This window comes from Reyranella sp., assembly GCF_965249915.1.
Classification (GTDB): domain Bacteria; phylum Pseudomonadota; class Alphaproteobacteria; order Reyranellales; family Reyranellaceae; genus Reyranella.
Map to the genome: position 1 here is coordinate 1,565,106 of NZ_OZ252257.1, position 21,711 is coordinate 1,586,816.

Consider the following 21,711-nt stretch of genomic DNA (forward strand, 5'->3'; position numbering starts at 1 on the left):
GCCGTCAGGCGGCCACGGAGAGCTTGCGCAGGGCAGCCAGTCGGCGGGCGTAGGGTGGGTCGTTTTCCGGCACGAGGGTCGGCGGCACGATGCTCTCGGCGAAGTGGCAGGCCACGACCTGGCCGTCGGCGCCGGCGCCGTCCTGCAGGGGACGAAGCGGGGGCTCCTCCTTGCGGCAGCGGTCCTGGGCGTAGGCACAGCGCGTGTGGAAGCGACAGCCGCTGGGCGGGTTGAGCGGGCTCGGCACGTCGCCGGTCAGGCGGATGCGGGCGCGCTGGGCGGTCGGATCGGGCACCGGCACGGCCGACAGCAGGGCCTGCGTGTAGGGGTGCCGCGGCCGCGCGAACAGGCTGCGCTTGGGCGCCAGCTCGACGATCTTGCCGAGATACATGACGGCGACGCGGTCGGCGATGTGGCGCACGACGGCGAGATCGTGGGCGATGAAGATGTAGGACAGGCCGAACTTGCCCTTGAGGTCCTGCATCAGGTTGATGACCTGCGCCTGGATCGACACGTCGAGCGCCGACACCGGCTCGTCGCAGACGATCAGCTTGGGCTGCGAGGCCAGCGCGCGGGCGATGCCGATGCGCTGGCGCTGGCCGCCGGAGAATTCGTGCGGGTAGCGCAGCGCATGCCAGGCCGAGAGGCCGACCTCGCCCAGCAGCTCGTCGATGCGCCGGCGCAGCGCCGCGCCCGAGGCCAGCCCGTGCAGGCGGAGCGGTTCGGCCAAGGTCTCGCCCACGGTGAGGCGCGGGTTCAGCGAGGCGTAGGGATCCTGGAAGATGATCTGCATGTCGCGGCGCAGGTCGCGCAGCGCACCGCGGCCGAGGCCGCGCACGTCGCGGCCGGCAAAGCGGATCGTGCCCTCGGTGGCCTCGATCAGGCGCAGCACCAGCCGCCCCGTCGTCGACTTGCCGCAGCCCGATTCGCCCACCAGCGCCAGCGTCTCGCCGGGCGCGACGTCGAAGGTGAGGCCGTCGACCGCGCGCACGGTGCCGACGGCGCTCTGGAAAACGATGCCGCGCTTTACCGGGAAGTGCTTGGCGAGGCCGGAGACGGAGAGGAGGGGCTCGGTGGTCATTCGGCGGCCTCGGCCAGGACGAGATCGAGGGGCGCCTTCCAGCAGGCGGCGCGGTGGCCGGGCGCGATCTCGCGCAAGGTGGGCTGCTCGGCACGGCACTGCGTGTCGGCGAGCGGACAGCGTGGGCTGAAGCGGCAGCCGGGCGGCAGGGCGTAGGGATTGGGCACCACGCCCTCGATGGCGGTGAGCCGCTCGTCGCCGTCGCTGCCCAGTCGCGGGATCGAGCCGAGCAGGCCCAGCGTATAGGGATGTTGCGGGTCGGCGAACAGCAGGCCGACCGGCGCCTCCTCGACGATGCGGCCGGCGTACATGACGATCACGCGGTGCGCGAGTTCGGCGACGACGCCGAGATCGTGGGTGATCAGCATGATCGCCGCGCCCGTGCGCTCGCGCAGGTCGCGCAGCAGGTCGAGGATCTGCGCCTGGATGGTGACGTCGAGCGCCGTCGTGGGTTCGTCGGCAATCAGCAGCTTGGGGTCGCAGGCCAGCGCCATGGCGATCATCACGCGCTGGCGCATGCCGCCGGAGAGCTGGTGCGGATACTCGTCGAGACGCGTCTCGGGCGAGGGAATCTTGACCAGCTGCAGCATTTCGAGAGCGCGGGCGCGCGCCGCGGCGGCGCTGAGCGAGCGGTGCAACTGGACGGCCTCGATGATCTGGTCGCCCACGGTCTGCACCGGGTTGAGGCTGGTCATCGGCTCCTGGAAGATCATGGCGATGTCGTCGCCGCGCACGGCGCGCATGTCGCTTTCCGGCAGGTCGAGGAGATTGCGGCCTTCCAGCTTGATCTCGCCCGCCGTGATGCGGCCGGGCGGGTTGGGCACCAGCCGCATGATCGAGAGCGACGTCACCGACTTGCCGCAGCCGGATTCGCCCACGATCCCCAGCGTCTCGCCGGGTGCTAGCGAGAAGCTGATGCCATCGACGGCCGCGAACGAACTGCCGCCGGAACGGAACTCCGTGCGCAGGCCCTTCACTTCGAGGAGGGGAGTATCCGTTGTCATCATTGCCGATCGTGTTCCTCTCCCCCGTTAGGGGGAGAGGCTAGGTGAGGGGGCGAGGCCGGGTGTAACCCCCTCACCCAACCTCTCCCCCTAGCGGGGGAGAGGAGCATGAGTTGGTCGAGCTTCATCGCGGTCACGTCACCGGCCGCGACTGGGGCAGGCGATCGCGGGTGCCGTAGACCGGGGGCGCGAGCTGGTCGGCGGTGCGGCCGGCCCAGTCGCGCTGGCTCACCGTTTCGAGTCGCTTGCGCTGGCCTTCGACCAGGCCCGCGGTGGCCGCCTCGACATCGACCGTCAGGACCTGGCCGTCCTTCACCACCTGCGTGCCGTCGACATAGACGTGGCGGATGGCGCGGTCGCCGGCCGAGTAGATCAGGCTGCGCACCGGCTCGTGCGCCGGCTGCATATAAGGATGGCTCATGTCGACCAGCGAGAAGTCGGCCTTGCAGCCCGGTGCGAGCCGGCCGATGTCGGGCCGGCGCAGCATTTTGGCACCGCCGATCGTGGCCGCCTCGAAGGCGTGCCGCGTCGTGCCCATCTTGTAGTTCATCGTGATGGCGCGGGCGAGGTAGCAGACCAGCCGCATCTCATCGAGCATGTTGTGCGGGAAGGTGTCGGTGCCAATGCCCACGGTGATACCGGCATCCATGTAGCGGCCGATCGAGTTCATCACCATGCCGCGCCGCGCGAAGACGGTCGGGCAGTGCGCCACCGAAGCGCCGGAATCGCGCAGCCGCTCGAAGTCGTTGGCGTGCGGGTAGTGGATCTGCGGATGGTCGTTCAGGAAGATTCCATGGCCGATGATGAGGTCGGGCCCGAGCACGCCGATCGAGTCGAGCCATTCGATCGGCGTCTTGCCGTGACGATGGACCATCTCGTGGAACTCGACGACAGCCTGGCAGGCATGGGTCTGCATCGGCAGGCCACGGCGTCGGGCCTCCTGCAGGGCCTCCTTGAAGAAGCCTTCGCGGCAGGTGTCGATCTGCGCCGGGCCGACCATGCCGGAGATCCGGCCGCTGGGATGTTTTGCCGCTTCGTCGAGCGTCGCCATCGAGGCTTCGAAGGCCTTCTCGCCGGCCTTCTCGTCCCAGGCATACTCAACGGTGTGGCCGTTCTTCGTGTACCAGACGCCCTGGCGCATCATCGGGCAGACGACGGCGCGGATGCCGGTTGCGGCGAGGTCGTCTGCCCAGCCGGGGCGCGCCATCGAAAGATCGGTGATGGTCGTCACGCCACTCTTCAGCAGCTCCGAGACCGCGACCTTGGACGAAGGGCCTGCATCCTCGGGGTTGAGGCCGAACACCGTCAGGTATTCGTAGAGCGAACTCTGGCCGAGCTTGTCGCTGCCATACTCCTCGGTGAGGCCCTTGTTGGCGGGCTCGGAGAAGGGGTGGCTGTGGACGTTGACGAGGCCGGGGATGGCCATCATCCCCTTGCCCTCGATGACCGTGTCGACCGGGCCGGTGTAGCCCGGTCCGACATGGGCGATCTCGTTGCCCTTGAACACGAGATCGGCATTTTCGAGATAGACGTGTCGCCCCTCGGCCTCGTCCCACGCAACGACGTGGTCGAGGCCGGCGATCCTGGTCGTCTTCATAAGCGCTTCGCTCCGGTTGCTTGCTGTCTGCTGGCTATTTGTAGGCGAGGCCCAGGCCCTTGTAGAGGCCGCAGCCATAGTTGCCGTGGGCCTTGATAGGCTTCAGCTTGGCGCCCGCCACGACGAACAGCGGCTCGTGGAACAGCGGGATCCACACGAACGCGTCGTGCACCTTCTGCTGCACGGCCTGGTAGGAGGCCGTGCGCGTGGCCTCGTCGAGGGCGGTCGAGCCCTTGTCGAGCAGTTCGTCGGTTTCCTTGTCCTTCCAGTTCATGCGGTTCGGGGTCGGCGCATTGGTCGAACGGAAGTACAGGTTGAGCGCGTCGCCGGCGCTGACATAGGGGAAGCTCATGCCGAAGGCGTCGAACTCCTGCGTGGCGAGCTTGCCCCAGGCGACCGTCGCGTCGAACAGCTGGATCTGCAGGTCGACGCCGACCTTGCGCAGGTCGCCCTGCACGGCCTCGGCGATCTCCTTGAAGGCGCCGGAAATGCCGTAGATCACCGGCGCCAGCTTCTTGCCGTCCTTGTAGCGGAAGCCGTCGGGGCCCTTCTTCCAGCCCGCCTCGTCGAGCAGCCTGTCGGCCTCCTTGATGTTCTCGCCATAGGCCGCCTTGTTGAGCTTGCCGTTGAAGTCGAGGACGTTGGGCATCAGCATCGTCGAGGCCGGATCGGCGAAGCCGAAGGTCACGGCTTCGGTGATGGCCTTCTGGTCGACCGCAAGGTTCATCGCCTGGCGCACGCGCACGTCGTTGACCAGTTCCTTGTCGACCTTGAAGCCGATGAAGTAGGTCCAGAAGAAGTTCTCGGCCTTGGTCACCGAGAGGTTCTTGTTGGCCTGCAGCTCCTTGATCGACCAGTAGGGCACGTACTGGCTGGCGTCGGCCTGGCCGGCCTGCAGCGCGGTGACGCGGGTATTCTCCTCGGGCACCACCTTCCAGATCACCTTGTCGACCTGCGCCTCGGTGTAGTCGTAGATCGGCGGGCCCCAGTTGTAGCCCTTGTGCTTGGTCAGAACCGTCGAGTCGCGCGGCGTCCAGCTCTCGAAGCAGTAGGGGCCGGTGCCGTCGAAGCCCTTGACGCCGAAGTCGGCGCCCAGCTGCTTGGCCTGGTCGACGTTCAGCACCGTGTGGAAGTACTGGGTCATCTGGTAGAGCAGCTCGGAGAACGGCTTCTTGAGCTTGTACTCGACGGTGACGTCGTCCGGCGCCGTGACCTTGTCGACGTCGCCCATGCGCCACTTCACGAGACCCTTGGTCTCGGGATCGAGCCAGCGCTCGTAGGTGGCGACGACGTCCTTGGCCGTCATCTTCTTGCCGCTGCAGAAGGTGACGTCGTCGCGCAGCTTGAAGGTGTAGGTGAGGCCGTCGGGCGAGACCGTCCAGCTCTTGGCGAGGCCCGGCTTCAACGTCTTCATGTCGAAGTCGAGGTTCACCATCGTGTCGCCCATCATGTAGATGACTTCGGCGCCCGAGCGGGAGGTCGACTTGTGCGGATCGTAGCGGTCGGTGTCGATCTCACGCACGATCGTCACGCTCTTTTGCGCCATCGCCGGCGCCGCAACGCCCGCCACGGCCACCGCGGCCAGCGCCGCCACAGTCAACTTCTTCATGCCCACACCTCCTGTTGTTCCGACTTTATTGCCTCAGCTTCGGATCGAGAGCGTCGCGCAGCGCGTCGCCCAGAACATTGAATGCGAGCACCACGAGGAAGATCGCCGCGCAGGGGATCGTCGAGACCTGGGGGGCGATCGACAGGAACTTGCGGCCGTCGGCGGCCATGCTGCCCAGTTCGGCGGTCGGCGGCTGCGCACCGAGGCCGAGGAACGACAGCGCGGCCCCCAGGAGGATCGCCTGGCCGAGCTGCAGGGTCATGTAGATCAGGATGGTCGGCCAGCAGTTGAGGGCGAGGTAGCGCCAGATGAGCGCGCCGTCGCCAAGTCCCACCGCGCGGCCGGCCTCCATGTATTCCTGCTGCATGATCGACTGAGCGGCGCCGCGGGCGATGCGGGCGATCGACGGGACCGAGGCGATGCTGAGCGCGATGACCAGCGAGAAGAGGCCTGTGCCCAGCACGGCCGCAATGGCCAGACCGAACAGGATCGACGGGAAGGACAGCAGCACGTCGACCAGGCGCATCAGCGGCTGGTCGAGGCGTTTGAAGTAGGCGGCGCTGAGCCCGATCAGCGCGCCCAGTCCGCCGCCGACCACCACGGCGATGATGCCGATTCCCAAAGTGGCGCGCAGCCCGAAGAGGATGCGGCTCAGCATGTCGCGACCCTGAGCGTCGGCACCCAACAGGAAATCCGGGCAGCGCGCACCGCCGATCGGGCAGAGGCGCATCCGCATGTTGGACGAGTAGGGATCGAAGGGCGCGATCCACGGTGCGAGCAGTGCGGCCCCAACGATCACGATCAGGAAGAGCGCCGCGAGGGCGGCCGGCGGATCGCGCAGGATGCGCCGCCACACGGCGTTCTTGCGCCGGATGGCGGCGATGGCGCGCTGGTCGGCCTGGCTCTGCAGGGGAAGGGCTGTGTCGGTCATCCGCGCGCGATCCGGGGGTCGAGATAGGCGTAAAGCACGTCGACCAGCAGGTTGATCGCCATGAAGCCGACGGCGAGGATCAGGATCGCCCCCTGCGCCAGCGGGAAGTCACTCGACGTGATGGCGCCCACTGCCATGCGGCCGACGCCCGGCCAGGCGAACATGGTCTCGGTGACGATCGAACCGCCCAGCAGGAAGCCGATCTGCAAGCCGACCAGCGTGATCACGGGGATCATCGCGTTGCGCAGCGCATGACGGATCGTGACCCGCCAGTCCGAGGCGCCCTTGGCGCGGGCGGTGCGCACGTAATCGGCGCCCAGGGTTTCCAGCAGGGACGTCCGGGTCATGCGCGCGACCGGACCGACGAAGACGGCGCCCAGGGTCACGGCCGGCAGGATGATGCTCATGAAGCCGTCGGCGGTCCAGATCGGGCCGTTGCGGCCCTGGAACGGCAACAGGCCTGCCCCGCCGACATACTGGATCAGCAGCAGGCCGACCCAGAAGATCGGCACCGACACGCCCATCACCGACAGCGCCATGATGGCGCGGTCGATGACCGTGCCGCGGCGCCGGGCGGCGAGGGTGCCCAAGGTGATGCCAAGCGGCACCGCCCAGATCAGGCAGGCCAGCATCAGCTCGATGGTCGGCCAGAGGGTGAGGGCGATCTCGTCGACGACGGCGCGGTTGGAGATCATGGAGCGGCCGAGGTCGAGCTGGAAGACGCGGCCCAGGTAGCGGCCGAACTGGACCCAGAGCGGCTGGTTGAGTCCGAGGTCGTTGCGAATGGCGTCGACTTCAGCCTTGGTCGCGGTCGGGCCTGCGACGACGGTTGCCGGATCCGTGGGCACGACCTGCAGCAGCAGGAAGCCGATGAGCAGCACCCCCAACAGCACCGGGAGCGAAATCATCAATCGATGAGCGATATGCCGCGCCATTTATTTCGACACCTGCCCCTCTTCGGGTATGAACACTGGCCGACGCCGCGACGCTCGACAAGCGCCCGACGAATGGCATGATCGCTGCAACCTCATACCCGGGGCGTTGCAAGAACCGCGCCGAGGAGTGTCGACGATGTCAGCAGGGAAACTGAACGAGCAGGCGAAGGGCGTTTACATCATCGCCGCCACGCCTTTCACCGACGAGGGCGCGGTCGATCTCCAGAGCGTCGACACCTTGACCGACTTTTATTTGGGTTGCGGCGTACATGGATTCACGCTGCTCGGCATGATGGGCGAGGCGCACAAGCTGACCGCCGACGAATCGATCTCCGTGGTCAACCGCGTAATCGGCCGGGCGCAGGGGCGGCAGGTGATCGTGGGCGTGAGCCATGCCGGACTCGAGAACGTGCGACGTCTCTCGCATGAAGCGATGATGGCCGGCGCTTCCGGCGTGATGGTGGCGCCGTCTCCGGGTCTCAAGGGCGACGAGGGCCTCTACAACTACTATGCGCAGGTCTTCCAGGCACTGGGTCCGCACATCCCGGTCGTCTATCAGGACTACCCGCAGACCACCGGTGTCTACATGCCGGTCAATGTGTTCGAGCGGCTGGTCGACGATTTCCCGCAACTCGTCATGCTCAAGCATGAGGACGCGCCGGGCCTCGCCAAGCTGACGAAGGTCCGCGAAGGCGAGAAGAAGCCAGGCCGTCGCCGCGTGTCGATCCTGGTCGGCAATGGCGGCCTCTATTATCCGCAGGAGATGCGCCGCGGCGCCGACGGCGCCATGACCGGCTTCGCCTGGCCCGAGATGCTTGTGCAGGTCTATGACCTCTTCGCTCAGGGCAGGGCCGAGGAAGCGGAGGACCTGTTCGACATCTACCTGCCGCTGGTGCGCCACGAGGTGCAGCCGGCGATCGGCCTGGCGCTGCGCAAGGAAGTGCTGTTCCGGCGCGGCGCCATCAAGAGTCCGAAACAGCGGGCACCCGGATCGTCGCTGACGACGACCGACAAATCGGAACTCGATGGAATGATTGCGCGCCTCGAACGGCGTCTGGCGGCCACCGGCCGTCTCGCGAAGGCGGCGGAGTAGGAAAATGGCTGATTACGATCTGATCGTTCGCAACGCCCGCATCGTCACTGCCGAGCGGCAGGCCGAAGGCGACATCGCCGTGAAGGATGGCCAGGTGGTCGAGATCGGGCCGGACTTGAAAGGCACGGGCACGCGCGAGATCGATGCCGGCGGCAAGTTCGTCCTGCCGGGCGGCGTCGACAGCCACTGCCACATCGAGCAGAAGTCGGGCATGGGCGTGATGTGCGCCGACGATTTCTACACCGGTACGGTTTCGGCCGCGTTCGGCGGCACGACCACCGTCATTCCCTTCGCTGCCCAGCATCGCGGCATGTCGCTGCGGCAGGTGGTCAACGAGTATCATGAGGCCGCGACCCCGAAGGCGGTGATCGACTACGCCTTCCACCTGATCGTGACCGATCCGACGCCGCAGGCGCTGGGGCAGGAGCTGCCGGCGCTGATCAAGGACGGCTATACCTCGTTCAAGATCTACATGACCTACGATGCGATGAAGGTCAGCGACTATCAGATCCTCGACATCCTCTCCGTGGCGCGGCGCGACGGCGCGCTGGTCATGGTGCATGCCGAGAATCACGACATGATCCAGTGGCTGGCGCATCACCTGGTCGATCAGGGACACGGTGCGCCGAAGTTCCACGCCATCGCCCATGCGCGCCTGGCCGAGGCCGAGGCGACCAACCGCGCGATCTCGCTGGCCCGGCTGGTCGATGCGCCGCTGCTGCTGGTCCACATGTCGGAGATCGAGGCGATCGAGACGCTGCGCCAGGCGCAGAAGAAGGGGCTGAAGATCTTCGGCGAAACCTGCCCGCAGTACATTGCGCTGACCGCCGATGACATGGACAAGCCCGGCGTCGAGGGCGCCATGTGGTGCTGCAGCCCGCCGCCGCGCGATTCGGCGGCCCAGGAAGCGGTATGGGCGGCGCTGAAGGACGGCACCTTCCAGACCTTCTCGTCCGACCATGCGCCGTATCAGTTCAACGCCGGCGGCAAGATTCCCAAGGGCGACAAGACCACCTTCAAGGAGATGGCCAACGGCGTGCCCGGAATCGAGATCCGGCTGCCGATGCTGTTCTCGGAGGGCGTCCAGAAGGGCCGCATCACCCTGCAGCAGTTCGTGGCGCTGACGTCGGCCAACCACGCCAAGCTCTACGGCCTCTATCCGAAGAAGGGCACGATCGCGGTCGGCTCCGACGCCGATTTCGCGATCTGGGATGCCGACAAGGACGTCACGGTCACCTGGAAGGACCTGCACGACAATGTCGGCTACACGCCCTACGAGGGACGCCAGATCAAGGGCTGGCCGATCACCGTGGTGAGCCGCGGCAGGGTCGTGGTCGAGGACGGCAAGCTGAACGCCGAGCGCGGCTCCGGCCAGTTCCTGCCCTGCGCCTCGCCCGATTCGTCCAAGCCGATCGGGCAGAGTGCGCCCGAGTTGCAGGCCATGTCGCGCTTCGGTCTGAAGCCGCTGTTCTAGTTTCACTGTCGTCCTGAGCAAAGCGAAGGACCTGACAGGAGTTAAACCGTATCTATACGAAGCGGGAGATCCTTCGCTTCGCTCAGGATGACAGAAAGGAAGTTAACCGTGTCCCGTCGTCTGAAAGTCTCGTCCGCCCAATTGGGTCCGATCCATCTCGCCGACAGCCGCGCGAGCGTGGTCAAGCGCATGATCGAGATGTTGAAGGAGGCCGACAGCCGCGGCTCCAAGTTCATCGTGTTTCCCGAGCTGGCGCTGACGACCTTCTTCCCGCGCTACTGGATGGAAGATCCGAACGAGGTCGAGAAGTACTTCGAGAGCCAGATGCCCAGCCCGGATACGCTGCCGCTGTTCGAGCTGGCACGCGAGAAGGGAATCGGCTTCTACCTGGGCTATGCCGAGCGGACCGAGGAAGAGGGCTCGACCCATCATTTCAACACCTCGATCCTGGTGGGACCTGACGGAAGGCTGATCGGCAAGTACCGCAAGGTCCATCTGCCCGGCCATGACGAGCACCGGCCGACCGTTCCGTACCAGCATCTCGAGAAGAAGTATTTTGAGGTCGGCAATCTCGGCTTCAACGTTTGGAAGATGTTCAAGGACGAGGTGATTGTCGGCCAGTGCATCTGCAACGACCGCCGCTGGCCCGAGACGTTCCGCGTCATGGCGCTGAAGGGCGCCGAGATGGTCGTGCTGGGCTACAACACGCCCAGCGACAACGTCTACGCGCCGCACGAGCCGCCGTATCTGCGCGTGTTCCATCATATGCTGTCGCTGCAGGCGGCTGCCTATCAGAACGGCATCTGGGTCGTTGCGACGGCAAAGGCCGGCAAGGAGGACGGGTTCTGGCTGCATGGCGGGTCGGTGATCGTGGCTCCGACCGGCGAGATCGTGGCCAAGGGCACGACCGAGGACGACGAGGTCATCTCCTACGATTGCGACCTCGGACTCGGCGAATACATCCGCAACACCACGTTCAATTTCGCCAAGCATCGTCGACCGGAGCACTACAAGCTCATCAGCGAGCGCACCGGCGTGAAGCTCGAACCGTCGAACTGAGGGCTCCAGAAATGCAATACGCTTCCAACGACCTGACACCGCACGAGCGCTACAAGGTCCTGACCGCCTTCGTCCTGCCGCGGCCGATCGCCTGGGTGACGACGCTGGGACCGACCGGCGTGGTCAACGCCGCGCCCTTCAGCTTCTTCAACGTCTTCGCCGAAGACCCGCCGCTCTGCATGTTCGCCATCAACAAGCGACCGGACGGGCGCCTCAAGGACACCTGGACGAACATCCAGCGGACGGGCGAGTTCGTGATCAACCTCACCGACGAGCCGCTGGCGCTCAAGATGCACGAATCGAGCGGCGACTTTCCGCCGAATGTCGGCGAGCCCGACTATCTCGGCCTGAAACTCGCACCGTCAGTCGACATCAAGACGCCGCGTCTTGCCGACGCGCCCTGGTCGATGGAATGCAAGACCTGGCAGGTCATCAACGTGAAGGACGACCGCCAGCTCGTGATCGGCGAGGGGCTGCGCTTCCACATCCGCGACGAGCTGTGGGACGACAAGGCCAAGCGCGTCCACATGGACAAGTATCATCCGGTCGGCCGCATGTTCGCCGATCGCTACTGCCGGACCAACGATCGCATGGACTTCCCGGCGGCGCCGGTCGTCAAGGCAGCGGCTGAGTGACGGGCCGTGCCCGCGATCCCGAGCATTTGCGAGGGATCGTCGGGCTGCGGAAAGGTCCCTCGCTTACGCTCGGGATGGCAATTACGACCAGTTCAGCCGGGAACGCCCGATCGCCATCGAGACGGCGGCCTGGCTGGGCTCGACCACCGGCAGGCCGACATGGCGCTGCAGGCGGTCGCGGTAGCGCGCCATGCCGGCGCAGCCCATCACCAGCACGTCGGCGCCGTCCTCGTCGCGCAGCTCGGCGGCGACTTCGGCCATGCGGCTGAAGGTGCGCGCCTCGTCGGCAAGCTCGACGACGCCAAGGCCGATCGCGCGGTCGCCGGCCATGCGGTCGTTCAGGCCCATCTGGCCGACATAGCGCAGGTGGCGGGGGATCGACTTCCGCAGGATGGAGATCACGCCGAAACGCTGGCCGAGGGTGAGGGCGGTCAGGATGCCGCATTCGGCAATCCCGAGCACCGGCTTGGTCGTGACTTCGCGCGCTGCATGCAGGCCGGGATCGGAGTAGCAGGCGATGACGAAGGCCGAGCAGTCGTTGTCGCGCTGCTTAACCATGGCACCGATCAGCGGCACGACCTGTTCGACATGGCCCTGGTTCTCGATTCCGGCCGGGCCGTCCTTCAGCGTGACGCATTCGATGGCCGGGCCACCCTGCATGCGGAGCGGTTCCATGGCGGCGTCGATCCCGCGGGTGACGGCGTCGGTGGAGTTGGGATTGATGACGAGGATGCGGTCGGACATGGGCCGCAGGATGGCCTCTAAATTGCTATTGAACAACGCCTGATCTAACGTTGTGGCTTGGGGATTTCATGGGAAGGAAACTGACGAAATGATGCACCGTCGCTTTGCAGCGCTGGCCGTTGCGGCACTGATGTGCGTGAGCCCGGCATTCGCCCAGGACAAGAAGCCGCCGTTGCGCACCGGTGTGGACGGCACCTTTGCCCCGCACGCCATGCCGAAGCTGGGCGGCGGTGTCGAGGGCTTCCAGATCGACGTGTTCACCGAGGCGGCCAAGCGCATGAAGCGCGACATCACGATCGATGCCGTGAGCTTCTCGACACTGATCCCCGGCATGCAGTCCGGCCGCTACGACTTCATCGCGGCGCCGACGACGGTGACCAAGGAGCGCGCCGAGAACATGCTGTTCACCGCGGGCTATCTGTGGACCGCGTTCCAGTTCGGCATCAAGAAGGGCAGCGCGCCGATCAAGAGCTGGGCCGACCTCAAGGGCAAGGCGGTGGCGGTCAACAAGGGCACGCCCTACGAGACGCTGGCCAAGAAGATGGGCGAGGAGCACGGCTTCACCGTGCAGGTCTACGACACGCAGCCCGACGCCACGCAGGCCGTGCTCTCCGGCCGCGCCTACGCGACGCTGGGCGGCAACACCACCATCGTCTACGCCGCGTCCAAGAACCCGCAGTTCATCGCCGACCTCGAACTCGCCGAAACGCGGGCCCACTGGGCCGCGCCCGTGCCGAAGGACAAGCCAGAGCTTCGTGCCGAGCTGCAGGATGCGCTCGACTGCATGAAGAAGGACGGCACGATGGCCAAGCTCTACGAGAAATGGTTCAACAAGAAGCCGGCGGCGGACGATCTCGCTGTCGTGGTCACACCGGGCTACGGCGTGCCGGGCATGCCGGGCTACGACCCGACGCCGCACGAACTGAAGTGCGGCGGCTGAAAGCCGCCGTCCTGAGGCCGCAGGCCGAAGGATCTTTTTGACAGCAGGAAAGGTCCCTCGGCGGCGCTTCGCTCCGCTCGGGATGACAGAAGTATCGTGACCAATCCAATCGTAGATGCGCGCGCGATCCATAAGCATTTCGGCACCCTTCATGTCCTGAAGGGTGTCGATCTGAAGGTGGCGGAGCGCGAGCTGGTATTCGTGATCGGGCCCTCGGGCTCGGGCAAGTCGACCCTGCTGCGCTGCCTCAACCGGCTGGAGGAACCGTCCTCCGGCTCGATCGTGGTCGACGGCATCGACATGCTCGACCCGAAGACCGACATCAACCATGCCCGCCGCCGCATCGGCATGGTGTTCCAGTCGTTCAATCTCTACCCGCACATGACGGCGCTCGGGAACGTCATGCTGGCGCTGCGCAAGGTGGCCGGCAAGGGCCGCGCCGAGGCCGAGGCGCTGGCGCGGGCGGCGCTGCAACGCGTAGGCCTCGCCGAGCGTGCGGACCATACGCCGGGCCAGCTTTCCGGCGGCCAGCAGCAGCGCGTGGCGATCGCCCGTTCGATCGCGCTGGAGCCGCGCGTGATGCTGTTCGACGAGCCGACCAGCGCGCTCGATCCCGAACTGGTCGGGTCGGTCCTCGAGGTGATGCGCGGCCTGCGCGAGAGCGGCATGACCATGATCGTGGTCAGCCACGAGATGGGCTTTGCCCGCAATGCGGCCGACCGGGTCGTGTTCATGGATGACGGGCTGATCGTGGAGCAGGGACCGCCCGCCGCGATCTTCGAGGCCCCATCCCACGAACGCACGCGCGCCTTCATCGGCCAGATCCAGCGGCACTGAGGCCGGCGTGGCATGAACGGCTGGGACAAGTTCGTCGACACCTTCTTCAATGCGAAGGTCATGTGGAAGTACCTGCCGGACATCCTGTCCGGCATGGTGGTGACCATCGAGCTCGCGCTGCTGATCGTGGTCACCGGGCTCGGGGCAGGGCTCGCGCTCGCCCTGTTGCGCAGCCTCGCGATCCGGCCGCTCAATTGGTTGATCATCTTCATCGTCGACCTGTTCCGGTCGCTGCCGCCGCTGGTCATCATCGTGCTGATGTATTTCGGCCTGCCTTACGCGGGCCCGGCGCCGTCCGGCTTCGTCTCGACCTGGCTGTCGCTCGCCTTCGTGCTGATGGCCTTCTCCGAGGAGATCTTCTGGGCCGGCATCACCTCGATCCCGAAGGGCCAGTGGGAAGCCTCGCGCTCGACCGGCCTGTCGTTCGGCCAGACGCTGTTCAACGTCGTGCTGCCGCAGGCCTTCCGGCTCACCATCCCGCCGCTCACCAACCGCACCATCTCGATCACCAAGGGAACGGCGCTCGGAACCGTCGTGGCCGTGACCGAGATCCTGGGACAGGCCAGCTCCGCGATGTCCAACTCCTACAATCCCTCTCCGCTGATGATGGGGGCGGCGGCCTACGTGGTGCTGTTCTTCCCGGTCGTCGTTGCGGCCCGCTGGGTCGAGGCCAAGTTCGCGTGGAAGCGATGATCGAGGCCTTCTTCAACATCGAGATCATGAAGGCGGCCTGGCCGATCGTGCTGACGGGCCTGTGGAACACGATCCTGCTGTCCCTGATCGTCGTGCCGCTCGGTCTGTTCGGCGGCCTGATCCTGGCGCTGCTCGCCTCGATCAAGCATCCGCTGGTGCGCTGGCCGCTAATGGCGTGGGTCGACTTCTTCCGGGCCTTTCCGCCGCTGGTCCTGCTGGTCCTGCTGTTCGCCGGACTGCCGTTTGCCGGGCTCGAGCTGGGTGGCTTCGCCTGCGTGGCGATCGCCTTCTTTTTGAATACCGGCTCGTACTACGGAGAGATCTTCCGCGCCGGCATCGACTCCGTGCCGGGGGGCCAGGTCGAGGCCGCGCGCTCCACCGGTCTCAGCCGGATGCAGGCCATGCGCTACGTCGTGCTGCCCCAGGCCGTGCGCAACGTGATGCCGGACCTGCTCTCCAACACGCTGGAAGTGGTCAAGCTCACCTCGCTGGGATCGGTCGTGGCGGTGCCGGAGCTGCTCTACGAGGCACGCCAGGCGCAGAGCATCACCTACAATCCGACGCCGATCGTGATGGCCGCGGTGATCTACTTTCTGCTGCTCTGGCCCGTGGTACGGCTGCTGAGCCGCCTGGAGAACCGGGCGCTTGCCGGCCGCCGGTGACGCAGGGCCTCAGCGCTTGGGCACGCAGCCAGCGTAGGTCACGGTCTGGCTTGCGCCTTCCTCGACGAAGGCCGTGTCGCCCTTGCTCCAGAAGACGAACGTGCCGCTTGAATCGGCGTAGCGGATCCCGGAGCCCGACAGGGTCTGCGGCAGGGTGAGCTTGCGGCCGTCACTGAGCTGGACCACGACCCGGCCGCCGGGAACGGGCCGCCCGTCGGGTGCGACGCTCGACTTGCCGTCGTAAAAGTCCGCCACCAGCGTCTTGTTCCCCTGACACTGATACCGGACGGTCGACATGGGCGCATCGGCAGACGGTGCCTTGAGCGGCGGCCCGTCATTGCAGGCAGCGACTGCGGGCACGAGCAGCACGAAGGCGGCGGACGCCAGCCGGTGGGTCATCGAACGTCTCCAGAGCCGCGGGCGGCACGACGGTGGCGCGGCAGTCTCCTCAACGTATCGCCAGAAAGAATGTTGCCAGTGCGGCTCAATCCCGGGCGAGGGCCTGGATCAGGTCGAGGGTCTTGGTGCGCAGACTCTTGCTCCGGATCTTGTAGTAGGCCCGCACCAGTTCGAGAGTTTCCCGCTTGGTGTTGAGAGTGTCAGGGGACTTGTCGACCGACTTGGGACGACCCGGCTTGCGCTTGGTGGTTCCGACCGAAGCATCCATTCCATCGAAGAAATGAGCGACGGGAACATCGAGGACCTTGGAGAACTCGAACAGGCGGCTCGAGCTGATGCGGTTGAAGCCGCGCTCGTATTTCTGAACCTGCTGGAAGGTGAGTCCGACAGCCTTGCCGAGGTCGGTCTGGCTCATGCCGAGCAGCGCGCGCCGCTGGCGCAGCCTGCTGCCGACGTGGGTGTCAACTGGATGGGATTGCGTCACAGACATACCTCCTAGGATGAACATGGGTATCGCATGCGTGTCTTACACCTACCTTTCATCTATCCGCATCGGCGATGCAATTGATGAATCGGGGGAAGACACCTACTGTTCTGGCAGGCGGCGAAGATCGCCTACCGGAGGAATGCTCATGTTAAGTCTCATTCGCGTGGCTGCGTCCTGCGTTCTCGCGTTGATCTCCGCGCAGTCGGCATTCGCGCAGGCCAACTGGCCGGAAAAGCCGGTGAAGCTTGTGGTTGGCTTCACGGCCGGCAGCGCCACCGATGTCACGGCCCGCATGTTTGCGCAAAAATTCACCGAGGCCTGGGGCCAATCTGTGGTCGTTGAAAACGTTTCGGGCAACTCCGGTGCGATCGGGGTCGACCGCGTCGCAAAGGCGCCGCCGGACGGTTACACGCTCATGTGGTCGGGAAATGCCGCCATCACCATCCTGCCGTCGCTGCAGGCACTGCCCTTCGACCCGCTGAAGGACCTGAGTTCGATCTCGACCTCGCTGGTCATGCCGTCGGTCTTCGTGGTGAACAACGACCTGCCGGTGAAGTCGATCGCCGACCTGATCGCCTATGCCAAGGCCAATCCCGGCAAACTCTCCTATGGGACGCCAGGCGTCGGCACGCCGCAGCACATCGCGGGCGAACTGTTCTGTCACCTGGCGGGCATCAAGATGGAGCACATCCCGTATCGCGGCGCCAACCTCACCGACGTGATGAGCGGCGTCATGCCGGTCGGGATTCAGAACGCCGGAGCGGGGATGCCGATGGTGCGTGACGGCCGCGTGCGCGGCATCGCCGTCACCTCGTTGATGCGCGCTTCGAGCGCGCCCGAGCTGCCGACTCTGGCCGAGCAGGGCTTTCCGGGCTTCGAGGCGACGTCGTGGTTCGCCCTCCTGGGGCCCGCCAACCTGCCGCGTTCGATCGTCGACAAGGTGCGAGCGGAATCCCTCAAGGTGCTGGCCGATCCGGAAATGCAGAAGAAGTTCGCGGTCATGGGGCTCGACCTCGTGGGCAGCACGCCGGAAGAGACGCGCGCCGCCATCGCGGCCGACATCCCGAAATGGGCCAGGGTCATCAAGGACGCCAACATCAAGACGGGACAGTAGAGCGGTTCAGCCCTCGCGCTTCATCTTCTCCTGGCGGGCCCGTTCGGCTTCCGAAGGCTCCGGCAGCTCGAAGCTGCCGGTCTTTACGGCTCCCGCGCGCGCGTAGACGCTCATCGTGACGCCCGTCGTCGAGACCGTGCTCTCGGCCAGCTTCAGCGCGCCCGCCTTCGTTCCTTGCCCGAACAGCCTCTTGCCGCGTCCCAGGACCAGCGGAAAGGTGAGCACGCGGAACTCATCGATCAGGTCGTGAGCCAGGAGGGTCTGCAGAAGCACGCTGCTGCCCTGGGTCAGCAGGACCGGTCCGTCGCCCTCCTTCAATCTGGCGATTGCCGCGGCGACGTCGCCCTTCAGCGCGACCGAGTTCTTCCAGGCGAGCGGCTCGCTCGAGGCGGTGGCGACGTATTTGGTGGCGGCGTTGAAGGTCTTGCCGATGGGATCGTCCGTGCCGACGAACGGCCAGTGCGCGGCGAAGATGTCGTAGGTCTTGCGACCGAGCAGGAGATCGAAAGGCCGCGAGAAGCATGCGTCCATGAACCGGCCCATCGGCTCGTCCCAATAGGGCACTGTCCAGCCGCCGTATTCGAAGCCGCCCGTCGGATCCTCCGGGGGCCCGCCGGGCGCCTGCATGACGCCGTCGAGGCTCACGAAGGCGCCGGCAATGATCTTTCTCATGGCAATACTCCGATGTGTCTGCCCCAAGGACGGGCGGAGGCCGCCCGATCCGACACCGGATTTGCACTTACTCGGACAGCCCCGCGTCCGAACCTCGGCCTCAGGCCTAGTATTCTTCGATGACCTGCCCGTTAGGATGAATAGTGACCCGCTTCGGGACGCCTTGCGGCCGGGTCGGGACGGGATCGCGCGTCACCCTGGCGCGCCAGGACCCATCGTTCTCCTGCTCAAGGCGCTGGACCTTGTATCCTTGGTTCTCGAGCCGGTCCCGGTTGAGGGAATAGGTGTTCGGCTGGGGCGCCGGCGGGGCCATGACCGGTGCCGGGGGCGCTACCGGCGGCGGCAGCAAGGCACCTGGAGACATGGTGTCGGGCATGCGCCCGCCATTGCCGATCGATCCCGGGACGAGCTGGGCAAAGCCGGTGTCCGCCGCAGCGACCAGGGCCATCGCGAAAACGGAAGCGAGGAGGGGGATACGCATGGAGTTTATATGGGCGGTCCGGCCGGCTCTTGCTATGAGGTGGGCGGGGGATCCGCATGAAATTCACGGGCGCCGCGTCGCGTAAGTTGCTTTCCGATATCTTGGCACCGTCCGGCCCTGTTGCCTCTCTGCCCAAGGTTCTGGGCCCCATCAGCATCGTCTTCATGGGCATCGGGGCCATCATCGGCGCCGGCATCTTCGTCCTGACCGGTACGGCCGCCGCCCTCTATGCCGGGCCCGCCGTGGTCGTGTCGTTCGTGCTGGCCGGCCTCGCCTGCGCGTTCGTCGCGCTCTGCTATGCCGAGCTGGCGGCGCTGATGCCGGTTTCCGGCAGCACCTACACCTACACCTATGTGAGCCTGGGCCAGCTCGCGGCCTGGCTGGTCGGCTGGAACCTCATTCTCGAATATTCGATCGGTGCGGCCGCAGTGGCCGTCGGGTGGTCGGGCTACTTCAACGGGACCCTGGCCTCCGTCGGTCTTGCCATCCCGCCCCGGCTGTCGACCTCGACCGGCCAGGTCGTCCAACTCGCCGACGGCACGACGGCGACGGCCATCGCCAATCTGCCGGCCGCGGCGATCGTGGCGCTGCTGACCCTCCTGCTGGTGCGGGGCACGCGCGAGTCGGCGCGCATCAACAATCTCATGGTGGCGATCAAGCTGGTCGTCATCCTGGCGTTCATCGGCGTCGGGATCGGCCACGTCTCGGCCGCCAACTGGAAGCCGTTCGTGCCGTCCAACACCGGGACCTTCGGGGACTTTGGCTGGAGCGGCGTGCTGCACGGCGCCTCAGTCGTGTTCTTCACCTATATCGGCTTCGACGCCGTCTCAAATTGTGCGCAGGAGGCAAGGCGGCCGCAGCGGGACATGCCGATCGGCATCCTGGGCGCGCTCGTGATCTCGACGATCCTCTATGTCCTGGTGGCGGGCGTGCTCGTCGGTGTCGTGCCGTATTCGGAGTTGAACGTGGCGGCCCCGGTCGGGCTGGCGGTCGATCGCATGGGCATCGGCTGGTTCGCCGCGCTGATCCAGCTTGGAGCGCTGATCGGAATTACGACGGCGATCCTGGTTCTGCTCTATGGGCAATGTCGCATCTTCGCGACCATGGCGAACGACGGGTTGATGCCGCCGGTGTTCAGCCGCGTTCATCCGCGGCTCAAGACGCCCTGGATGAGTCAGATCCTGATCGGCGTGATCGTCGCGGCAATCGCCGCCGTGGCGCCGATCGAGACGCTGAGCGAGCTGGTCGGCGTCGGCACCTTGTTTTCGTTCCTCATGGTCTGCGCGTCGGTGGTGCGTCTTCGTCATCTGGAGCCGCGGGCGCCGCGGCCCTTCCGGGTGCCGGCCGTGCCGTTGGTGCCGATCCTCGGCATCCTGTCCTGTCTTGGATTGATGCTCGGGTTGGCGCCATTGACCTGGGCGCGGCTCGTCGTGTGGATCGCGATCGGCCTGATCATCTACTTCGGCTATGGCCGATCGCGCGCCGGTCGCCGCCTGGCGAGTAGCTCCTACAACAAGGAGTGACGCTTCCGCGTGAGCGGCACGACGACCACGCTGGCGCCGGGACGGGCGAGGGCCTCGGCCACGGCCGCCGTAACTTCCGCGCCCGTCTTGGCCAGCTTGGAGGGCGCACCGTAGCCCTTCGCCAAGGCTTCCAGATCGATGCCGGGCAGGTCGAGACCCGGTACGTTCGGCGTCTCCTCGAGTTCGGCAAAGGATTTCAGGATGGCGTATTCGTGGTTCTGCAGAACGACGAAAACGACGTGCGCCTTCTGCTGCACGGCGCTGTAAAGCGCCTGGATCGAATACTGGAAGGAGCCGTCGCCCATCAGGGCGATGACGGGGCGGTTGCGGCCGCTGCTGCGTTCCGCAAGCGCCAGGCCAACGGCGGCCGGCATGTCCCAACCCAGGCCGCCTGACGCGAAAGTGTAGAAGCAATCGGGCTTGTCGATGCGGAACTGGTCCTGCATCTCCGGAACGACCGAGGGCGCTTCCTCGACCAGCACATAGTCGGCCGGGCAGGCGTCGCGAACGGCCGCCATGATGGCATCGGCCGCCAGTGGCTGCGCATTCATGTCGGGCTTCTTCGGCGCGGCCCGCAACGGCGCGGTCACGGACGCGGTGCGCTTCTTCACCAGTGGCTGGATCGTCTCCAGGAACAGCCGCGCGTCCGACACCAGGCTGTCGCCGACCGGAGCCTTGGACGACATGTTGGGGTCGTCGGTCACCTGCAGGAGGTGCGTGCCCTGGGGTACGTAGTCGCCGCCGACATACGGGTAGTAGCGGAACACCGGTGCACCGATCACGATCACCAGATCGTGGCCGGCGAACTTCTTGCCCAGCGGGCCGATCGCTGCGGGCAGGGCGCCGGCATGCTGGATATGGTTTTCCGGGAACGGCGTCCGTTCGGCGAAAGGCGCCGTCCAGACCGGCACGCCCAGTGTTTCTGCGAACCGGATACCCTCGTTCCAGGCCTGGCTGCGGGCCAGGTCCGATCCGTAGACGATGACGGGCGAACGGGCGGCATTGATGCGTTCCGCGAATTCGGCGACGCGGGCGGGATCGGGTCCCATGCGCGTGGCAATCGTGCGGAAGGCATCGATCTCCGGCATGGGCTTGTCCCAGTCGTCGAGCGGCAGGGACAGGAATACCGGGCCCGCCGGCTGCTGCATCGCCGTCGCATAGGCGCGCATGAAGGCGGCGGGAATGTCCTCGGCGCGCGCCGGCTCGTATGCCCACTTCACCCAGGGGCGCGGCAGATTTGCGGCATCGATGTTGGTGAGGAGCGGCTCGAGCAACAGCATCTCGCGAGTCTGCTGGCCTGCGGTGATGATCAACGGCGTCTTGTTCTGGTAGGCCGTGACGATGCAGCCCAGGGCATTGCCCATGCCGGCTCCGGTATGGACGTTGACGATCACCGGCTTGCGGAGGCCCTGGGCGATTCCATCGGCAATGCCGACGACGCTGGCTTCCTGGAGGGCCATCACATAGTCGAAATCATCGGGAAAATTCTTGAGGAAGGTTTCTTCGGTCGAGCCGGGATTGCCGACGATCGTCGTCAGGCCGAGCTTGCGGAGCAGGTCGAAGGTGACGTCCTTGACTGTGCGCATGCGGCTATTTTCCTTGTCGCTATATGAAAACGGACCGCATCCTAACGTCATCAGCCCGTCCCGCCACTTGCGAATCCCGCGGGGAGAAGACATGCGAACGGGGCACCCCACGAGGGTAGGGCACCCCGCCTTTCCGCATGCCAGTAGAGTGTGGC

The 21,711-nt window shown here is 66.0% G+C and carries 22 protein-coding genes; 10 read left to right on the forward strand and 12 right to left on the reverse strand.

Annotated elements, in window-relative coordinates:
• Nucleotides 1–4: 4 nt before the first annotated feature.
• The 6 genes from ACP15H_RS07825 to ACP15H_RS07850 form a co-directional block, all read right to left on the reverse strand.
• A complete protein-coding gene (locus ACP15H_RS07825) occupies nt 5–1,081 on the reverse strand; it encodes an ABC transporter ATP-binding protein (protein ID WP_425065643.1) in 1,077 nt (358 codons plus the stop codon).
• Entirely contained in the window at nt 1,078–2,088 is a 1,011-nt protein-coding gene (locus ACP15H_RS07830; RefSeq protein ID WP_425065644.1) for an ABC transporter ATP-binding protein, read from the reverse strand. Before ACP15H_RS07830 ends, ACP15H_RS07825 begins: the two co-directional genes overlap by 4 nt.
• Before the next feature lie 130 nt (nt 2,089–2,218).
• Nucleotides 2,219–3,682, reverse strand: coding sequence for an amidohydrolase family protein (locus ACP15H_RS07835; RefSeq protein WP_425065645.1), 1,464 nt, complete (start codon nt 3,680–3,682; stop codon nt 2,219–2,221).
• A 34-nt stretch (nt 3,683–3,716) separates the two neighbouring features.
• Nucleotides 3,717–5,291 (reverse strand): ABC transporter substrate-binding protein, encoded by a 1,575-nt coding sequence (locus tag ACP15H_RS07840; protein WP_425065646.1) that lies wholly within the window; start codon nt 5,289–5,291, stop codon nt 3,717–3,719.
• Nucleotides 5,292–5,316: 25 nt separating this feature from the next.
• On the reverse strand, nt 5,317–6,222 hold the full coding sequence (locus tag ACP15H_RS07845; protein WP_425065647.1) for an ABC transporter permease: 906 nt from the start codon (nt 6,220–6,222) through the stop codon (nt 5,317–5,319).
• The gene (locus ACP15H_RS07850; RefSeq protein ID WP_425065648.1) at nt 6,219–7,157 is read right to left on the reverse strand and encodes an ABC transporter permease; all 939 of its coding nucleotides are present in this window, start codon (nt 7,155–7,157) and stop codon (nt 6,219–6,221) included. Before ACP15H_RS07850 ends, ACP15H_RS07845 begins: the two co-directional genes overlap by 4 nt.
• A 136-nt stretch (nt 7,158–7,293) precedes the next feature.
• On the opposite strand from ACP15H_RS07850, the gene ACP15H_RS07855 reads away from it, so the two are divergent.
• The 4 genes from ACP15H_RS07855 to ACP15H_RS07870 all read left to right on the forward strand — a co-directional run bounded on the left by ACP15H_RS07855 (nt 7,294) and on the right by ACP15H_RS07870 (nt 11,418).
• The gene (locus tag ACP15H_RS07855; RefSeq protein WP_425065649.1) at nt 7,294–8,250 is read left to right on the forward strand and encodes a dihydrodipicolinate synthase family protein; all 957 of its coding nucleotides are present in this window, start codon (nt 7,294–7,296) and stop codon (nt 8,248–8,250) included.
• 4 nt (nt 8,251–8,254) lie between these two features.
• On the forward strand, nt 8,255–9,724 hold the full coding sequence (gene hydA, locus ACP15H_RS07860) for a dihydropyrimidinase (protein ID WP_324504709.1): 1,470 nt from the start codon (nt 8,255–8,257) through the stop codon (nt 9,722–9,724).
• 108 nt (nt 9,725–9,832) lie between these two features.
• On the forward strand, nt 9,833–10,783 hold the full coding sequence (locus tag ACP15H_RS07865; protein ID WP_304850439.1) for an N-carbamoyl-D-amino-acid hydrolase: 951 nt from the start codon (nt 9,833–9,835) through the stop codon (nt 10,781–10,783).
• 11 nt (nt 10,784–10,794) lie between these two features.
• Nucleotides 10,795–11,418 (forward strand): flavin reductase family protein, encoded by a 624-nt coding sequence (locus tag ACP15H_RS07870; protein WP_425065650.1) that lies wholly within the window; start codon nt 10,795–10,797, stop codon nt 11,416–11,418.
• Nucleotides 11,419–11,499: 81 nt separating this feature from the next.
• Here ACP15H_RS07870 and ACP15H_RS07875 read toward each other — a convergent pair whose 3' ends face one another.
• Nucleotides 11,500–12,162: an aspartate/glutamate racemase family protein gene (locus tag ACP15H_RS07875; protein ID WP_425065651.1), complete on the reverse strand. Its 663-nt coding sequence runs from the start codon at nt 12,160–12,162 to the stop codon at nt 11,500–11,502.
• 88 nt (nt 12,163–12,250) lie between these two features.
• Here ACP15H_RS07875 and ACP15H_RS07880 point away from each other — a divergent pair, with 88 nt between their 5' ends.
• The 4 genes from ACP15H_RS07880 to ACP15H_RS07895 all read left to right on the forward strand — a co-directional run bounded on the left by ACP15H_RS07880 (nt 12,251) and on the right by ACP15H_RS07895 (nt 15,294).
• Nucleotides 12,251–13,102 carry a transporter substrate-binding domain-containing protein gene (locus ACP15H_RS07880; protein WP_425065652.1) on the forward strand — a complete coding sequence of 284 codons (852 nt, stop codon included), beginning with the start codon at nt 12,251–12,253 and terminating at the stop codon, nt 13,100–13,102.
• Nucleotides 13,103–13,198: 96 nt separating this feature from the next.
• Nucleotides 13,199–13,939 carry an amino acid ABC transporter ATP-binding protein gene (locus ACP15H_RS07885; RefSeq protein WP_425065653.1) on the forward strand — a complete coding sequence of 247 codons (741 nt, stop codon included), beginning with the start codon at nt 13,199–13,201 and terminating at the stop codon, nt 13,937–13,939.
• Between the two features lie 12 nt (nt 13,940–13,951).
• Nucleotides 13,952–14,632 (forward strand): amino acid ABC transporter permease, encoded by a 681-nt coding sequence (locus tag ACP15H_RS07890; RefSeq protein ID WP_425065654.1) that lies wholly within the window; start codon nt 13,952–13,954, stop codon nt 14,630–14,632.
• A complete protein-coding gene (locus ACP15H_RS07895; protein WP_425065655.1) occupies nt 14,629–15,294 on the forward strand; it encodes an amino acid ABC transporter permease in 666 nt (221 codons plus the stop codon). The genes ACP15H_RS07890 and ACP15H_RS07895 overlap by 4 nt, the downstream gene beginning before the upstream one ends.
• Nucleotides 15,295–15,303: 9 nt before the next feature.
• Here ACP15H_RS07895 and ACP15H_RS07900 read toward each other — a convergent pair whose 3' ends face one another.
• Together ACP15H_RS07900 and ACP15H_RS07905 are read right to left on the reverse strand one after the other, a co-directional pair.
• Nucleotides 15,304–15,693: an MliC family protein gene (locus ACP15H_RS07900; protein ID WP_425065656.1), complete on the reverse strand. Its 390-nt coding sequence runs from the start codon at nt 15,691–15,693 to the stop codon at nt 15,304–15,306.
• A gap of 85 nt (nt 15,694–15,778) precedes the next feature.
• Nucleotides 15,779–16,177 (reverse strand): helix-turn-helix domain-containing protein, encoded by a 399-nt coding sequence (locus tag ACP15H_RS07905; protein WP_425065657.1) that lies wholly within the window; start codon nt 16,175–16,177, stop codon nt 15,779–15,781.
• A 148-nt stretch (nt 16,178–16,325) separates the two neighbouring features.
• Here ACP15H_RS07905 and ACP15H_RS07910 point away from each other — a divergent pair, with 148 nt between their 5' ends.
• Nucleotides 16,326–17,294: a Bug family tripartite tricarboxylate transporter substrate binding protein gene (locus ACP15H_RS07910; RefSeq protein ID WP_425065658.1), complete on the forward strand. Its 969-nt coding sequence runs from the start codon at nt 16,326–16,328 to the stop codon at nt 17,292–17,294.
• A 6-nt stretch (nt 17,295–17,300) separates the two neighbouring features.
• Here ACP15H_RS07910 and ACP15H_RS07915 read toward each other — a convergent pair whose 3' ends face one another.
• Entirely contained in the window at nt 17,301–17,966 is a 666-nt protein-coding gene (locus tag ACP15H_RS07915) for a dihydrofolate reductase family protein (protein ID WP_425065659.1), read from the reverse strand.
• A 106-nt stretch (nt 17,967–18,072) separates the two neighbouring features.
• A complete protein-coding gene (locus tag ACP15H_RS07920; protein ID WP_425065660.1) occupies nt 18,073–18,447 on the reverse strand; it encodes a hypothetical protein in 375 nt (124 codons plus the stop codon).
• A gap of 56 nt (nt 18,448–18,503) precedes the next feature.
• Between ACP15H_RS07920 and ACP15H_RS07925 the strand changes: the two genes are divergently transcribed.
• Nucleotides 18,504–19,970, forward strand: coding sequence for an amino acid permease (locus tag ACP15H_RS07925; protein WP_425065661.1), 1,467 nt, complete (start codon nt 18,504–18,506; stop codon nt 19,968–19,970).
• Here the strand turns inward: ACP15H_RS07925 and mdlC are convergent.
• On the reverse strand, nt 19,955–21,556 hold the full coding sequence (gene mdlC, locus ACP15H_RS07930) for a benzoylformate decarboxylase (RefSeq protein ID WP_425065662.1): 1,602 nt from the start codon (nt 21,554–21,556) through the stop codon (nt 19,955–19,957). The two genes, ACP15H_RS07925 and mdlC, sit on opposite strands and share 16 nt — an antisense overlap.
• Nucleotides 21,557–21,711 lie beyond the last annotated feature (155 nt).

What these genes read in the sequence shown, in the direction of transcription:
- ACP15H_RS07915 (WP_425065659.1), bottom strand. Translation starts at nt 17,966, where the DNA reads ATGAGAAAGATCATTGCCGGCGCCTTCGTGAGCCTCGACGGCGTCATG.
- ACP15H_RS07825 (WP_425065643.1), bottom strand. Translation starts at nt 1,081, where the DNA reads ATGACCACCGAGCCCCTCCTCTCCGTCTCCGGCCTCGCCAAGCACTTC.
- ACP15H_RS07900 (WP_425065656.1), bottom strand. Translation starts at nt 15,693, where the DNA reads ATGACCCACCGGCTGGCGTCCGCCGCCTTCGTGCTGCTCGTGCCCGCA.
- ACP15H_RS07895 (WP_425065655.1), top strand. Translation starts at nt 14,629, where the DNA reads ATGATCGAGGCCTTCTTCAACATCGAGATCATGAAGGCGGCCTGGCCG.
- ACP15H_RS07925 (WP_425065661.1), top strand. Translation starts at nt 18,504, where the DNA reads ATGAAATTCACGGGCGCCGCGTCGCGTAAGTTGCTTTCCGATATCTTG.
- ACP15H_RS07870 (WP_425065650.1), top strand. Translation starts at nt 10,795, where the DNA reads ATGCAATACGCTTCCAACGACCTGACACCGCACGAGCGCTACAAGGTC.
- ACP15H_RS07855 (WP_425065649.1), top strand. Translation starts at nt 7,294, where the DNA reads ATGTCAGCAGGGAAACTGAACGAGCAGGCGAAGGGCGTTTACATCATC.
- ACP15H_RS07845 (WP_425065647.1), bottom strand. Translation starts at nt 6,222, where the DNA reads ATGACCGACACAGCCCTTCCCCTGCAGAGCCAGGCCGACCAGCGCGCC.
- ACP15H_RS07890 (WP_425065654.1), top strand. Translation starts at nt 13,952, where the DNA reads ATGAACGGCTGGGACAAGTTCGTCGACACCTTCTTCAATGCGAAGGTC.
- ACP15H_RS07875 (WP_425065651.1), bottom strand. Translation starts at nt 12,162, where the DNA reads ATGTCCGACCGCATCCTCGTCATCAATCCCAACTCCACCGACGCCGTC.
- ACP15H_RS07835 (WP_425065645.1), bottom strand. Translation starts at nt 3,682, where the DNA reads ATGAAGACGACCAGGATCGCCGGCCTCGACCACGTCGTTGCGTGGGAC.
- hydA (WP_324504709.1), top strand. Translation starts at nt 8,255, where the DNA reads ATGGCTGATTACGATCTGATCGTTCGCAACGCCCGCATCGTCACTGCC.
- ACP15H_RS07850 (WP_425065648.1), bottom strand. Translation starts at nt 7,157, where the DNA reads ATGGCGCGGCATATCGCTCATCGATTGATGATTTCGCTCCCGGTGCTG.
- ACP15H_RS07840 (WP_425065646.1), bottom strand. Translation starts at nt 5,291, where the DNA reads ATGAAGAAGTTGACTGTGGCGGCGCTGGCCGCGGTGGCCGTGGCGGGC.
- ACP15H_RS07920 (WP_425065660.1), bottom strand. Translation starts at nt 18,447, where the DNA reads ATGCGTATCCCCCTCCTCGCTTCCGTTTTCGCGATGGCCCTGGTCGCT.
- ACP15H_RS07910 (WP_425065658.1), top strand. Translation starts at nt 16,326, where the DNA reads ATGTTAAGTCTCATTCGCGTGGCTGCGTCCTGCGTTCTCGCGTTGATC.
- ACP15H_RS07880 (WP_425065652.1), top strand. Translation starts at nt 12,251, where the DNA reads ATGATGCACCGTCGCTTTGCAGCGCTGGCCGTTGCGGCACTGATGTGC.
- ACP15H_RS07830 (WP_425065644.1), bottom strand. Translation starts at nt 2,088, where the DNA reads ATGATGACAACGGATACTCCCCTCCTCGAAGTGAAGGGCCTGCGCACG.
- mdlC (WP_425065662.1), bottom strand. Translation starts at nt 21,556, where the DNA reads ATGCGCACAGTCAAGGACGTCACCTTCGACCTGCTCCGCAAGCTCGGC.